Source organism: uncultured Eubacterium sp., assembly GCF_934525195.1.
Lineage (GTDB): Bacteria > Bacillota > Clostridia > Oscillospirales > Acutalibacteraceae > Eubacterium_R.
In genome coordinates, this window is sequence record NZ_CAKSZA010000009.1 from 26,515 (window position 1) to 40,373 (window position 13,859).

General features: G+C 37.2%; 14 protein-coding genes and 1 pseudogene. 6 read left to right on the forward strand and 9 right to left on the reverse strand.

Features of this window, described 5'->3' with window-relative positions; translation table 11 throughout:
• Positions 1 to 33 precede the first annotated feature (33 nt).
• The 5 genes and pseudogenes from gdhA to Q0E03_RS08570 form a co-directional block, all read left to right on the forward strand.
• Positions 34 to 1,383, forward strand: a complete 1,350-nt coding sequence (gene gdhA / locus Q0E03_RS08550) for an NADP-specific glutamate dehydrogenase (RefSeq protein ID WP_297131698.1) — start codon at positions 34 to 36, stop codon at positions 1,381 to 1,383.
• Between the two features lie 209 nt (positions 1,384 to 1,592).
• Entirely contained in the window at positions 1,593 to 2,006 is a 414-nt protein-coding gene (locus Q0E03_RS08555) for a cytidine deaminase (protein WP_297131700.1), read from the forward strand.
• Positions 2,007 to 2,182: 176 nt separating this feature from the next.
• Positions 2,183 to 2,746: a GNAT family N-acetyltransferase gene (locus Q0E03_RS08560; RefSeq protein ID WP_297131704.1), complete on the forward strand. Its 564-nt coding sequence runs from the start codon at positions 2,183 to 2,185 to the stop codon at positions 2,744 to 2,746.
• A gap of 169 nt (positions 2,747 to 2,915) precedes the next feature.
• A complete protein-coding gene (locus Q0E03_RS08565) occupies positions 2,916 to 3,590 on the forward strand; it encodes a hypothetical protein (protein WP_297131706.1) in 675 nt (224 codons plus the stop codon).
• A gap of 62 nt (positions 3,591 to 3,652) precedes the next feature.
• Positions 3,653 to 3,972 (forward strand): annotated as a pseudogene (locus Q0E03_RS08570) (transposase); the annotation flags it as partial.
• 178 nt (positions 3,973 to 4,150) lie between these two features.
• Here Q0E03_RS08570 and Q0E03_RS08575 read toward each other — a convergent pair.
• Both Q0E03_RS08575 and Q0E03_RS08580 read right to left on the reverse strand, forming a co-directional pair.
• Complete coding sequence (locus Q0E03_RS08575) at positions 4,151 to 4,342, reverse strand: hypothetical protein (RefSeq protein WP_297131708.1); 192 nt, start codon at positions 4,340 to 4,342, stop codon at positions 4,151 to 4,153.
• Between the two features lie 41 nt (positions 4,343 to 4,383).
• Complete coding sequence (locus tag Q0E03_RS08580; RefSeq protein ID WP_297131711.1) at positions 4,384 to 5,007, reverse strand: hypothetical protein; 624 nt, start codon at positions 5,005 to 5,007, stop codon at positions 4,384 to 4,386.
• Between the two features lie 187 nt (positions 5,008 to 5,194).
• On the opposite strand from Q0E03_RS08580, the gene Q0E03_RS08585 reads away from it, so the two are divergent.
• Positions 5,195 to 6,898: a DUF3048 domain-containing protein gene (locus tag Q0E03_RS08585; protein WP_297131714.1), complete on the forward strand. Its 1,704-nt coding sequence runs from the start codon at positions 5,195 to 5,197 to the stop codon at positions 6,896 to 6,898.
• Between the two features lie 75 nt (positions 6,899 to 6,973).
• Here Q0E03_RS08585 and Q0E03_RS08590 read toward each other — a convergent pair whose 3' ends face one another.
• From Q0E03_RS08590 to Q0E03_RS08620, 7 genes are all read right to left on the reverse strand, one after another.
• Entirely contained in the window at positions 6,974 to 8,647 is a 1,674-nt protein-coding gene (locus tag Q0E03_RS08590; RefSeq protein ID WP_297131717.1) for a recombinase family protein, read from the reverse strand.
• 128 nt (positions 8,648 to 8,775) lie between these two features.
• Positions 8,776 to 9,015, reverse strand: coding sequence for a hypothetical protein (locus tag Q0E03_RS08595; RefSeq protein ID WP_297131720.1), 240 nt, complete (start codon positions 9,013 to 9,015; stop codon positions 8,776 to 8,778).
• A gap of 526 nt (positions 9,016 to 9,541) precedes the next feature.
• Positions 9,542 to 9,826, reverse strand: coding sequence for a helix-turn-helix domain-containing protein (locus Q0E03_RS08600; RefSeq protein ID WP_022259918.1), 285 nt, complete (start codon positions 9,824 to 9,826; stop codon positions 9,542 to 9,544).
• Positions 9,827 to 10,111: 285 nt separating this feature from the next.
• Positions 10,112 to 10,903 (reverse strand): TRM11 family methyltransferase, encoded by a 792-nt coding sequence (locus Q0E03_RS08605; protein WP_297131724.1) that lies wholly within the window; start codon positions 10,901 to 10,903, stop codon positions 10,112 to 10,114.
• Between the two features lie 11 nt (positions 10,904 to 10,914).
• Complete coding sequence (locus Q0E03_RS08610) at positions 10,915 to 11,541, reverse strand: hypothetical protein (RefSeq protein ID WP_297131725.1); 627 nt, start codon at positions 11,539 to 11,541, stop codon at positions 10,915 to 10,917.
• An 80-nt stretch (positions 11,542 to 11,621) separates the two neighbouring features.
• The gene (locus Q0E03_RS08615; RefSeq protein WP_297131728.1) at positions 11,622 to 12,623 is read right to left on the reverse strand and encodes a DNA adenine methylase; all 1,002 of its coding nucleotides are present in this window, start codon (positions 12,621 to 12,623) and stop codon (positions 11,622 to 11,624) included.
• A gap of 54 nt (positions 12,624 to 12,677) precedes the next feature.
• Entirely contained in the window at positions 12,678 to 13,832 is a 1,155-nt protein-coding gene (locus tag Q0E03_RS08620; protein WP_297131731.1) for a hypothetical protein, read from the reverse strand.
• Positions 13,833 to 13,859: the final 27 nt, after the last annotated feature.

The following is a 13,859-nucleotide window of genomic DNA, read 5'->3' on the forward strand; positions in this document are numbered from 1 at the left end:
CCATTTACGAATAACAGAAGAAGGAGGAAATTTATGAACGATTACATTGAAAAAGTAATTGCAACAGTAGAACGCAGGGACAATGCAAAACCTGAATATATCCAATGTGTTAAAGAAGTTTTCAGGTCGCTTGAGGCTGTTATTGAAGAACATCCCGAATATGTTGAGGATGATTTGCTTCAGCGTATGGCAGAGCCTGACCGACTCATCACATTCCGTGTGGCTTGGGTTGATGATGAGGGCAAAACTCAAATTAACAGAGGCTATCGTGTTCAGTTCAATTCGGCTATCGGTCCTTACAAGGGCGGACTTCGTTTTCATCCAAGCGTAAATTCATCAATTATGTATTTCCTCGGCTTTGAGCAAACTTTCAAGAACTCGCTCACAGGACTTCCTATGGGCGGTGCAAAGGGTGGCTCAGATTTCGACCCAAGAGGCAGAAGCAAGGGCGAAATTATGAGATTCTGCCAGGCATTTATGACAGAACTTTACAGACATATCGGTCCGAATGTTGATGTTCCTGCGGGTGATATCGGCGTTGGCACAAGAGAAATCGGCTTCTTGTTCGGTCAGTACAAGCGTATTGCAGATGCGTTTGAAAACGGCGTAATAACAGGCAAAGGCCTTTCCTACGGCGGTTCACTTATCAGACCCGAAGCAACAGGCTACGGCGCCGTTTATTACACACAAGAGGTGTTCAAGCACGAGGGCGATACTATCGAGGGCAAAATTTTTGCGGTTTCAGGCTTTGGTAATGTAGCTTGGGGCGCATGCAAAAAGCTCGCAGAGCTTGGCGCAAAGCCTGTTACAATTTCAGGTCCTGACGGATATATCTATGACGAGGACGGAATTGTTACCGAAGAAAAGCTGAACTACCTACTTGAAATGAGAGCATCAGGCAGAGACAGGGCACAGGATTATGCCGACAAATTCGGCGTTCCGTTCTTCCCGGGTGAAAAACCTTGGGGCGTAAAGGTTGATGTTGTTATGCCTTGTGCAACCCAAAATGAGGTTGATTTGGAAGAAGCAAAGAAAATCATTGCAAACGGAACAAAGTATTATATTGAAGTTGCAAATATGCCGACAACAGAGGATGCGCTCAATCTTCTTATCGACACAGATGGCATAATCGTTGCACCGTCAAAGGCTGTTAACGCAGGCGGTGTTTGTGTATCGGGTCTTGAAATGAGCCAAAACTCACAGCGTCTTTCTTGGACAGCAGAAGAAGTTGACGAAAAGCTGCATAATGCTATGATTAACATTCACAAACATTCTGTTGAGGCTGCCGAAAAATACGGACTTGGCTATAATCTTGTTGCAGGTGCAAACATTGCAGGCTTTGAAAAGGTCGCAGAAGCTATGATGGAACAAGGTATCTATTAAAATAAAACTGTGGAGATGTCTATTTCTCCACAGTTTTTTGTTTATAAATTGTTTTTATTTAATTCAGGTGTCAAAATAAATTTATTGTGATTATCCATACTATATGATAAAATAAATATGTAAATGAGTGATACAATGTCCCCGATTGAAATAAAAAGAACGACTGCAATCAAAGTTGCAGAGGCGTTGAATAGTAGGAGAACACTAAAATGATGAAACACAAATTCAATAGTAAGCTTATACAAGATGAGCAGATTGAAAATCTATATGATATGGCAAAATCAGTAGCAATACCAAAAGTTATAAATGAGCAAATGAGTTCAGGTGGTGTAGGTGCTGCTATTTTAACAAAACAAGGAAATATTTACACAGGTGTTTGTATAGATACGGATTGTTCGCTTGGTATGTGCGCCGAGCGAAATGCCTTGTCAACAATGATTACTAATGGCGAGTATGAAGTTGAGATGATTATTGCGGTTACTAAAGTCGGCAAGGTAATTCCTCCTTGCGGTGCCTGTCGTGAATTTATGTGGCAACTTAAGAATTCAAGAGATATTAAGGTTGTTTTGGACAATGAAGAAACGGTTGTTAATCTTGAAGATTTAATGCCATATCCGTATTAATTGTTAAATTCGTTATACGATGAACTGAATTTAGATTTATAATTAGGTGTGCTCTTAAGCATTAATCAGTACTGACTCCGACTAAACATGAGTATATGGAGTGATGATTATATGAATTTTAATGGTGATAAGATAACATTCATTATATAAATTGAATCAGAAGGGCAGGCGATAATATGATCAAGATTGATGCAGGTGATTTTTTCTTGGTTGAGCCTAGTGAAGTATACGCAGAACAAATTCGTGAATATCGACAGGATTTTTTGGATACTGACAGCTCAATGGATGGCTGCGGTCCTCTTCGCAGATACGAGGACCCTATTACATACATTTCAGAATGTAAAAAATATTTGAATCCCAAAACTCTTCCTGACGGAACAGTTATAGCAACGCAGTTTTTATATGTGCGCAAGGCTGATATGCGTTTAGTCGGAATGATACAGATAAGGCATTATTTTAATGACTATCTCTCAAAATATGGCGGACATATTGGATATTCCGTAAAACCAAGCGAACGAAGAAAAGGATATGCCACATCAATGTTGAATGCGGTTTTGCCTTATTGCAAAGAAATCGGTCTTGAAAAAATACTCATATCCTGTATTGATGGTAATATAGGAAGTGAAAAAGCCATTTTGAATAATGGCGGCGTTTACGAATCTACCGTATATGAGCCACGCAGAAAATTCAGAGTGAAAAGACACAAACTAAAAAGATTTTGGATTTATTTGAGTGATTAAACTGAAAGAATACATTTGGAAAAAATATTGCTTAATGCAATTTGTATTGAGCCTGTTGAATATGCGAATGGCAATATAGAATCCAAAGATAAGACAGAAAAGTACAAAAATACAGGTCAAAAAATTACACTCCGACTAAACATGAGTATATGGAGTGATGGTGAGAAAAATGTTTATTGAAAATAATATACTAAAGCATTATTTGAAAAATGTATATTTCATTACAGGAACTGCTTATGCAGGCAAATCTACAATGGTGAAAATGCTTGCAGAAAAATATGATTTGATATTCTGCGGAGAAAACTATACTTGTGATATTACAGATAAAGTAGCAGATCCTGATATTCAACCGAATTTATGCTTTATGAATTTAATGAACAGTTGGGAGGATTTTGTAAAACGTTCCCCTGAAGAATATGAAAAATGGATGTATGGCACGTCTGATGAAGTAGCAGGATTTGAAATTGCAGAACTAATATCACTTTCCAAAGACAAAAAAGTAATTGTTGATACCAATATTCCGATTGATGTGCTGAAAGAAATATCAGATTATAATCATGTTGCAGTTATGTTGTCACCTCAAAGTATGAGTGTGGAGCGATTTTTTGACAGAAATGACGAAGAAAAGCAATTCATCCTCAGTGTAATCAAAAATTGCGATAATTCGGAAGATGTAATGGCAAATTACAAGGCAGGGTTAGAGTTGATTAACAGTGAAAAGCATTATAACGAATATGCCCAAAGCGGATTCTTTATTTTGGTTCGTGATGATAGTGAACAGGATACACGAAAAGAAGTTTGTGAGAAACTTGCAAAGCATTTTGGCTTTGTGAAAGGTAAATAAATGATTAACATTTTACTTGAATGATATGAAATAAATTCCGATTATCTTTATGATGACTTGAAAAACTACCTGCTGATGCAACACCAATATTCCATTTAAACCAAGGATGGCAGTACCAACACGCCGAATACCAACGCTTGTTAGCAGAACATAACATTACTCAAAGTATGTCCCGAAAGGGCAACTGTATGGATAACGGAACTATGGAGAATTTCTTTGGCAGACTCAAAAATGAAATGTTCTACGGCGAAAAATTTGAAAGCGTTAACGCTTTCATTGATGAACTAAAAAATATATTCATTACTACAACAATGAAAGTATTTCCATAAAACTAAAAGGAATGAGCCCGGTACAATACCGAACTCATTCACTTGCAATTTAATATTTAATTTTTTCTAAATTTTTTGGGATACCATTTCAGAGGGGCTGATTGAAATAGTAATGCGATGTCAAACCATCAGTGCCGACTTTCAGTCGGTAAGCCGGTAAGCGACCCTTATAGGGTCTGTGCAAACCATCGGTTCAACCAGTGGTTATGATTAAATAAACTTATTATATTTTTATAAATCATCTGCATCTTGCACAGGTTCTTCCAAAACTCCGTCATAGTAGGTTTCTTTGGTTATGCCCGTGTATGAACCGTTGTCGTCAAGCTGAACGACCTCTGGATGGAAGAATTTACGCAAATCGATTATTTCTTTTGTGTTGCCCAAATCATCATTTTGATAGCTTGGCTTTTTGCCTTTTTTCATAAAAAATCACCTCTGCATTATTTTTTGCAGAGGTGTTCATTTTATGCTTTTTCAACATCAACTTGAGCGATTTTGTCAAGAAAATCTTTTGTTGTCACAACTTGTCCCATATCAAGAAAATCATCCATATTCATATTGAAATTGTTTACATAGATCGGTGCACCGGCGTATTCAACATCAATGTGCAGTCTTTTGGCATCTTCTTTGATTTGATTTGGGTCAAACGAATTTGTGTCGTATTGCTTTTCGGCAAGCACTTCGTTATTGTTGAGATATTGCAAAATAATATTGCGGTTTGAACGGGATATAGAAATATACTTTGTGTGAGCCTTTGACAGAGTTTGACCCATAGTTGTTTGGGCAACGGCTTTGCAGGTGTCGCTGTGCAAAAAGAATTCGTTTAAAAAGATATGCTCAAGTGCGGTTGTGTCATCAGGCACAATGATTGCAAAAACATATTTGCTCACTTTTTTGCCGTATAATTTGAGCATAAATTCTTTAAAATAGTATTGACATTCCGAAATTTTGCTTGCAAATTGATGATAAAATGGAATGTTTGGTACATTTTCTATTCCCGGCATATTGAAGGCTACAAACTTGTTTTCGTCTTTTTCTTTAACAAGTATGTTCCTGTTTGTAATTATAATAGGTATTGTTTTAGGCATAGCATTGTCCTTTTTTGATTGATAAGTACATTATATATCATTTTGTGCATATTTTCAATAGTGCGAGTTGCGTGTCTGCTTTGTGGCGTGATTATATTATCAAAGTGTTACAATTTAGTAATTTTTGTGGATATTTGGTGTATTTGTGGTATAATTAATCTGTTATTTTTTGAAAGGAACACTTTTTATGAACGATAACGAATTAGAAGAGATACTTAATGAGATAAAAAATAATAAAGCACCAAAAAAGGAATTGGATTCAGAGGAATTTGAGGATATACTCAGCAGTCTTAATTCTCAGCCTCTTGAGGAAAGAATTGAGAGCGAACAGCAGGCTTTGGCAGAGGAAAAAGCCAAAGAACCAAAAGAAGAACTTGTTGTTGAATCAATGCCGATTGATGAGCCGAAAGAGGAACTTCACGCCGAGCCTAAGCAGGACGAATTTCATCTTGTATCGGAAGCTTTACAGGAACAAGACGATGAGGACGATTTCAAACCGGCAAATGAAATTGTTGATTTGATTGAGGAAGAACCCGAACATAACGAATATATCAAAATTCCCGATAAACCTGTTGAGGAAGAACCGAGTGCGGAAGAAACCGAGAATGACGAAGAATACGAGGAAGAATATCCTGAAGAAAATGAAAATGCAGACGCACAGCCGTCAAAGCAGGACGATGACAATAATGTGTATTTTTCCGAAATGGCAGAGCAGGTTGACGACAAAAAAGCAAAGAAAAAAGGCAAGACTGTTGCCATTGTGATTGTTGTTTTGGCACTTGTTGTCGCTATTGCAGTCGGTGTTTATTTTTACTTTTTCAACGGTGCAAAAAATGAAGAATCGACAACCGTAACAAAGGCACAGGCAACCGAAATTGTCACCGAAAAAGCACCGCTCGGACCGCAAAATCCGCTTACAGGTGAAACAGGCTATGACGAAAGTGCTCTCACACAGCGTCCTGTTGCCGTTGTTGTTGAAAACGAATATTCAACTTCATCCGTAAGACCGCAGTGGGGACTTGCAGATGCGGATATAGTTCTTGAGGGCGAAAGCGAATTCTCAACAAGAATGTTGCTTTTCTGGGCAGATTACAACAAAGTACCCGAGCAAGTAGGTCCGGCACGCTCTGCACGACCGCCGTTTATTCATTTTTCACAGTTGTTCAACGCTGTGTTTATTCACGCAGGTCTTTCCCGTTCAAAGGACAATTATGTCGGCGCAGACGAAGTGTTTAAGAACGAAAATGTTGACCACATCAATCTTTTGAGTTTTTCGGAATCAAGTTCGTATTTCCACAGAGATAAGAGCAGAACAAGTACAATCGAGCACACAGGCTGTCTTATGGGAGCACATACTGCCGAGATGCTTCAAAAGTCAAATATTAATTTGAAATTGAATGAAAGCAAGTTCACAAAACTTCAGTTTAATGACGAGGCTAAGGCATTGTCAACAAACACCGCTAATGAGGTTTCGTTCAGATGGTCAAAGGGTTATTGTCCAAAGGTCGGCAAGTATAGTTACGATACAGAAAAGCATAAGTACACAACAACCGATTTCGATTCAAAGTACGGCACTTCGGGTGTTGAGTGGGAAAACTTGATTTTCTTGCTTGACGAAACAGAATATATCGTTAAGCACAATTATAAGCACGCAGGCAACAGCGAAACTTATTGTAACTATAAGTTGTCGGGCGGCAAGGGAATTGTTTGCTCCGAGGGCACTTGTGTTGAAATCACATGGGGCGTTAAGGACGGCAAACTTTGGATGAAGGACGCACAGGGCAATGAGGTAAAACTCAATCCGGGTAAGTCATACATCGGCTACGGCTCATCTAACCACGGCGGATATTATGAGGTTTCAGGCGCAACAAGCGATTCAACAACCGATTAAAATCGAATATAGCACAACGCAAAACAAAAAGGTGATGAACCAAATCGGTTCACCGCCTTTTTTCTTCATCAACAATTATCTCATTGATTCTTCATAAGCCTTGATCATTTTCTTACTATTGCTACCTGCACGGCTCGTAAGGTTTTGTAGGGTTTTAGTGACTGTTGTTCCGGCTTTCAGATGTATCTCAAAGCGTGTTATTTCCTCATCGGGATATACCGTAATATCGCTTATATATCGGTCAACAAACGCTCTGTCAATTTCCTCACCGTCAATGTGTTTTTCCGCCGCTTTCAGTATGGTTTTGATTTCGGCAAGCTCTTTTTTCATCTCTCGCTCGGTTTTTGATGTTTTGTTCAGGGCATTTATTTTTTTCTCAATGTCCTTGATTTCTTTATCGCAGTCGGCAGTCATTCGTATGAATTCGCTGTCGTTCATTCTTCCGTCAGCGTTGTATTGCAATAACTTCGCTTTCATTTTTTGCCGTGTGATAAGTTCTTGATTTAACCTGTTAAGCTCGTCTTTGTTTTCGTTTGTGTCAAGGATTTCGGACACAAGCTTTAACACACACGCCGAGAGTTCCTCAATATGCTGTTGCCCCGATTTGAAAATATCCTCAATAATCGGCTTGATTTCACTTTCGTAAATCGCTCGGCTCGGACAGCTTGACGCACCGTTTTTTATCTTGCCCGAGCATACCCACTTTGAGATTTTTTCTCCGCCCTTGCTTACTGCGTCCTTGCGATAGTAGGGCATACCGCAGTGCGCACATATCAGTTTACCTGTCAGCAGGTTTTGATGCACCGTCTTGTGCTGTGCCGTGATTACATCCTGACTTCGCATATACAGCACTTCGTTTGCCTTGTCCCACAATTCCTCGCTGACGATTGCCGGTACTGTTTCACCGCTTTCATCTTTATACATAACCCATTCTTCCTCCGGCAAAAACTTTTGCTTTTTGGTGAACAGGTCAGTAATTCGCACTTTGTTTCCGGCATAGTAGCCCTTGTATTTCGGGTTGCGTATGATGTTGCTCATCGTTGAGTGGGAGAGCATTTTGCCTTTTGAATTTCGTATTCCTTTTTGGTAAAAATGCTTTTCCATTTGCTTCATACTGAATTTTCCCGTTGCATACATTTCAAACAGTTCTCGCACAAAGTCGGCTTGCGTTTCGTCAATCATCAGCTTGCCGTCTTTTTTGATGTAGCCGTACATATTGTTCGTGCCGAGTACAGTCCCTTTTTTGATAGCCTGTTGATGACCGAATCGCACACGGGTAGAGATTTTTCTCGACTCATCTTGTGCCATTGATGACATAATCGTCAGCCTCAGTTCGCTGTCCTCGTCAAGGGTGTTTATGTTGTCATTTTGAAAATACACAGCCACTCCGCTTGCTAAAAGTTCACGGGTAAAGCGAATACTGTCCAGCGTGTTACGGGCAAATCTCGACACCTCTTTGGTTACAATCAGGTCAAACATTCCTGCCTTTGCGTCCTCAATCATTTCGTTGAATCGCTCACGCTTTGTTGTCGATACACCCGATATGCCCTCGTCAACATAGCCGTCAACATATTCCCAATTCGGATTTTTCCTGATGAAATCTGTGTAATATGTTATTTGGTTATCAAGTGAATTTAACTGCACATTAAAATCCGTGCTGACACGAGCGTAAAATGTCACTCGCAGCGGCAGGTTCATAAAGTTGATATTTTCTTTTCTGATTCTCTCACGAGTTGAATATATATCCATATTTTTACTCCTTTCCAAGCAAACAATATCACAAATAATTTCTATTATCCAGCTTTATTTTACAGTATTTCACCCCTGCGTTCATTAGGGGATTGATACCTGTTTTGGTAATGTTTTACAGAGCTTTTTCAGTTTATTTTTCCGTATCTGCGATTGACTTCCACGCTGATTTTTCCCATCAATTTGCGATAGGTTTTGTCGTCAATGGCATTTTGATTCAGCAGCGTATTTGCAAAATGCTGCATCCAAAGCTCCGTGCTGATTCTCTCATCGGCAATGTTTTGTGTATTGATTTTCGGCTCACTCCCGTTTGATTTTTCAATACTATTATTGCCTGATGCTTTAGAATTTATTTCCTTTGCTGCCATAAGGCAACACGCTAACTATGATTTTATATCTGCCTCCTTTAATTTGATGTACCTTTCATTGTAGATTTGTAGTTCATATTAACCTCCTATTTTGCTCACAGGCTCGTACAAATCGCCCACAAGCCGTTTTTAGTTTTAGTCCGACGAGTTACTCTATTTTAGAGCGAACTCGTCAATTTTTGCTCACAGCGTTGCCTGATTTTTCTTAAATAGGTTTATCATACCGCAACGCTCAAGTGAATACGCAAAAGCCTTGATTTTCTGCGAAAAACAGCCTTTACTGCATACGAATTTGGAATCATACGCAAAAGTATTACGAATTGAAAAGCCGACAGGCTTTGCCGGACGGCGTTTTCGGGCATTTCAACGCCCGAAAATCATACCCCTTTATCCTGCTTTAAAATCGACGGCTTGAAATCTGCTCAAAAATTCACTCAAAAGCCATCAATTTTCGTTTCAAAAATCATAAAATTTCAAAATCAAAGCCTTTCATATTCTTTGCCGATAAACCCTAAAGCACGGTGCATTAAATCTTGTTGACCGTGTATAGATTGCTCTTTTGCTCGCCGCCGATAAACCGCTTCGAGATCGTTATGTACCCACCGCTTTCAAGCGAACGCAAAACTTTTCTGCAAGTAGATGCACACATCGAACAGCTTTTCGCAATCATTGGCACCGACCAAAAACTTTGCCCCGCCGAGTCCTTTGCACGAACAAGAAAAGAATAAACGATAAACTCGTTGGGCGATAACCGTTCATCAAAAATCCTGTTCGGCAAAAGAAAAAATTGACCGCTGCAATTTTTACGCATACGAAACCCTCCTTCCAAATTATTCGAGAGAATATTTTTATAAAGTGAAAACCAAAAAGAAAAGACACCGTTAAAAAACTCCCTCTACTATACGGAGAAAAATCCCCGTTTTGTTCGGGTGTTTTTCAAAATTCTTTACACCTTGTTTACATTTAATTTCACCATAGAAAAAATGCCCCTCTATAATACAGAGAAAAATTCAAGTTTTGTTGATGTGTTTTGAGAAAAAATTTATAAAAAATAACCAGCACTTTAAAAAATGCTGGTTGTGAATAAATAATCCAATTATTGTTTGATCTTCTTAAACACAAAAATATATTCGTGCTTAAACAAATAAAAATCGCTCGCCAATGCTCTATAACGCCAAATTGCTTTTTGATTTGCTTTGCCCTTTGTTTCATCAAAATTCTTCACAAGAATTGCTTTCATTTTAAATCCACGCATCATAAATAAATTCATACAATAAAAACCAAGTGGTACAATCTCGCTATTTGCGTATTTATCACCGATAACAACTGCACAATATCTGTTTTTTTCAAGATATTGCGATGTGTTGTCAATAACTTGTCCGAAAGAATCAAGAAAGCTATTTAATGTTTCGCAATTTGAAAGGTCATTTTTATTGTCACTAAATTTTATAATATCCCAATACGGCGGATGGTAAATTATAAACTGGACTTTATCAATACCAAACTGCTGTAATTTTTCTCCTATATTTACAGTTCTGCTGTCACCAATAATGATTTTACCTTTTGTATCTGGATTTTTCTCTTCAAGCAATAATTCCTGAGTGTTTTTAGCAACATCTTCCTGTAATTCTATACCGATTGAATTTCTGCCAAGCCTTTGAGCTTCAATTAAAGATGTGCCGCCACCGGTAAATGGGTCTAATATCCAATCACCTTTTTTAGTATATCTTCTAAATAACTGATTTGGGATTTGAGGGACAAAATTACCATGATAGCTTGCATTATGAACACCGGATTTATCTCTTTTATCAAATATCCAAAGTGAATCAGTAAGAATATCATCGTATTCTTTCCACTTTTTCATATCCAAATCGTTATACTTTGCCATTGTTTTTATCCTTACTTTTCAAATTTCAAATGTTTCCTAAATTCTATAGGATCATACCAAAAGCAACCAACACAACCGTTTTCTGCTTCGTTATGATTTTCATCACCATAATAAAAAGACATCGGGTATCCTAATTTCTTTGCATCATACCGTTTACCGGTCTTTCTGCATTCTTTGCAAAATTGTCTTTTGGCATCATTAGCCGCTTTGCTTAAAGGTTGAAAATCTTCAAATTTTTGTGATGCAGTATTCATAACATCGGCATCATTTTTCCAACCGTTTTTGTGATCGACTTCAGGTTTAGATGTACCCAAGACTACACAGCGTTGCTTTTGATAATATGCTTTAATATCTGCACGGATAGTTTGACTGCCAATCCATTCTTCTTTGCCTTTAAATCCGTCAAGTTTAATTCTGTCAACACTGTTTCCGGGAGTAATTGATTTATCGAATTTAACAATATACTTTTTTGCAATAGACGACTCTTTTCTGCACCACGATGCTCCGTTTTGAAACATCAAGTCTGCATATTCTCCTACAAATTCTGTTTTTGATATCCAACGACTAAAACCGTTTTCATCCGGCTGCGCAAGTTTTTCAAACAAATAAGGCTTAGAGCCAACAGCAAATGGTTTCATAATATTTTACCTCTAATTTCAAGATAAAATAATTATAACAGAAAAACGGCAACTTCACAATATGCAAAGTTGCCATAGTACTATTTCCTGATTAAACAGTGTAGATATTCTGTTGTTGTATTTGCTTTTATGTTTCTGTTCTTATCCGTATCCGCCTTGAATCTGCGATATTCTTGCTCAAACCTTTGATATTCACCATATTTTTCCATTGTATGTTGAATTACATCAAATGGCATTAATCCTTCGTTATTATAGCTTAAGAATATGTATTTAAAATCAGCTTTTCTTAATACATCATCAAACGCATCAACTACTGTTCTCGGTGAGCAAAATAGGCTTTTTTGACTTGAATAATCTCTGAGTCCTGTCTTTCCGTGAAGTTGAGGATCATCATATCTCGCAATAGTTTCAAGCACATGATAATTTGTGCAGTATTGTCGAGCGTTATATGGAGGATCTAAATATAGAATATCTCCGCCAATAGTTGAAATTATATCTGAAATGTTTTTGTTATATGCCTTGCTTTCTTTATCTCCATCAATAATAGGCAATAACTCTAATTGGAATTCTTTTGCAGCAGATTTTTTTACCTTTTTTAGGAAAGCACCATACACTGACGCAGTATTTGCATATTTATCAATCGAGTTGATTAAACTGGCAAGCAAATAATAATATTGCGACTCGTCTATTTCTCCACATTCTTTTAATTGCTCAAGTTCAATTCTGATTGAGTCACACTTCATTCCGTTTTCATCAGTAAAATATTGTCTGCCACTGCCTGAGCCTGCACAATAATTTTTATAGATAAAGCCTTCCGTTCCGGCAAGTTGATTTAAAGATTCAGCTATTTCTGCACTCAATGGTGGGACATTTTCTATATAGTGCTTATTCAATACATAGCTGTAATATTGAATATCATTAGAAATTACTCTGTAGCCTTTTTCTTTAAATGTTTTTCCTACAACACCGGTTCCTGCAAACAAATCGGCAAATACCTTGCCGTGTGTATTTGATCCTGCAACATCAGCAATAGTAGTTGTTAAAAAATCAATTAAAGAATATTTTGATCCAATATAATTCAAGTCCTCACCTCATTTCTTACATACTATACCATAGTTTAGCCAATATATCCAGTGTTAAAATACCTTTTTGAAGTAAATATTATCATCATCTGTTTTGTAAGTTATTAATGAAGTGGGATTAACTTTGAAATTTCTAGTATTTGTCCAAAATAGCGTTTCACAGTGTTCCCTAAATGACTGTAATGCTTGTAGAGTTTTGAATTCTTTTGTGATAATTACAGGATTAATTTTAACTGTTTTTCTTGGAAATGTTGGAAGGATGTAGTTGCGCATCCACTCAATGTACCAGGAAATTTGATTGTCAATAATTTCGTTATATGCTTCAACACATTTTAGTTCGATAATATTTATTGTTACCGAATTTTCTGTTATTTGCATAGTAGCAACATCAATTCGTTGCATTCCTACACCGCAAGCAACTTCATTGCCAATCCAAAGATCATCAATGTCTTCAAGTAAAATAGATTTTAATGGTTCTTTATCAATGTTTTGAACAATATATGCCTGTAAATGTGATTCGCATTTATTATTTTTTCTGTCTTTATATAGTAATCTTGGTAAAATGTCTAATTCGTTTCTTTGCCCTGTATATATTTTTTTGACATCACTAGCAATAATTTCATTGTTTTCAAATGAGAAAAAATTAGATTCTAAACATTTATTGTTATTCTTCGCTGATAATAATATTTCTAATCTTCGTGATTCATTGTCAGTTATCATTGTGCAACCGCGATTGCCCTTTAATTTTCTGTATATTAAGCTCCAGCACATATCACTTGGATGCTGTACACAGACTAAACTGTCGAGTGCCTCGTGTTCAGATATCCCTTTTGCATAAACTTTATGTGGCCTTATCAAAACTCTAAAGTTTAATGATTTTCCTAATTCTTCAGTTAAATAATGATTTGAGTTTGGTTGATAGAATGCTTCGCTTGCTGCTTCAAATACACCAAAAAACATTCCGGGCTTATCATTGTGAGCTTGTAAATAAAAGATTATTTTATCTCCTACTCTAATTCTAGAAACATCTGCTATCATCGCAACCAAATTTCTTTCAGCTGATGAGGTAATACCTTCTGTTTTTCTTCTTGGATTTATGTATTGAGTATCAAGTAAAAATGGCGCATCTTTCGATGAACCCGTTCCAGCAAACAAGTATTCAAGATGAATTTTCATTGTTTGTTCATTTACAATAAATACGTGAGTCATACGACACCCTCTATTAAAAATCAATTT

Bases quoted from the DNA above. Each gene is read 5' to 3' on its own strand.
- gdhA (WP_297131698.1), top strand. From the start codon at position 34: ATGAACGATTACATTGAAAAAGTAATTGCAACAGTAGAACGCAGGGAC.
- Q0E03_RS08555 (WP_297131700.1), top strand. From the start codon at position 1,593: ATGATGAAACACAAATTCAATAGTAAGCTTATACAAGATGAGCAGATT.
- Q0E03_RS08560 (WP_297131704.1), top strand. From the start codon at position 2,183: ATGATCAAGATTGATGCAGGTGATTTTTTCTTGGTTGAGCCTAGTGAA.
- Q0E03_RS08565 (WP_297131706.1), top strand. From the start codon at position 2,916: ATGTTTATTGAAAATAATATACTAAAGCATTATTTGAAAAATGTATAT.
- Q0E03_RS08575 (WP_297131708.1), bottom strand. From the start codon at position 4,342: ATGAAAAAAGGCAAAAAGCCAAGCTATCAAAATGATGATTTGGGCAAC.
- Q0E03_RS08580 (WP_297131711.1), bottom strand. From the start codon at position 5,007: ATGCCTAAAACAATACCTATTATAATTACAAACAGGAACATACTTGTT.
- Q0E03_RS08585 (WP_297131714.1), top strand. From the start codon at position 5,195: ATGAACGATAACGAATTAGAAGAGATACTTAATGAGATAAAAAATAAT.
- Q0E03_RS08590 (WP_297131717.1), bottom strand. From the start codon at position 8,647: ATGGATATATATTCAACTCGTGAGAGAATCAGAAAAGAAAATATCAAC.
- Q0E03_RS08595 (WP_297131720.1), bottom strand. From the start codon at position 9,015: ATGGCAGCAAAGGAAATAAATTCTAAAGCATCAGGCAATAATAGTATT.
- Q0E03_RS08600 (WP_022259918.1), bottom strand. From the start codon at position 9,826: ATGCGTAAAAATTGCAGCGGTCAATTTTTTCTTTTGCCGAACAGGATT.
- Q0E03_RS08605 (WP_297131724.1), bottom strand. From the start codon at position 10,903: ATGGCAAAGTATAACGATTTGGATATGAAAAAGTGGAAAGAATACGAT.
- Q0E03_RS08610 (WP_297131725.1), bottom strand. From the start codon at position 11,541: ATGAAACCATTTGCTGTTGGCTCTAAGCCTTATTTGTTTGAAAAACTT.
- Q0E03_RS08620 (WP_297131731.1), bottom strand. From the start codon at position 13,832: ATGACTCACGTATTTATTGTAAATGAACAAACAATGAAAATTCATCTT.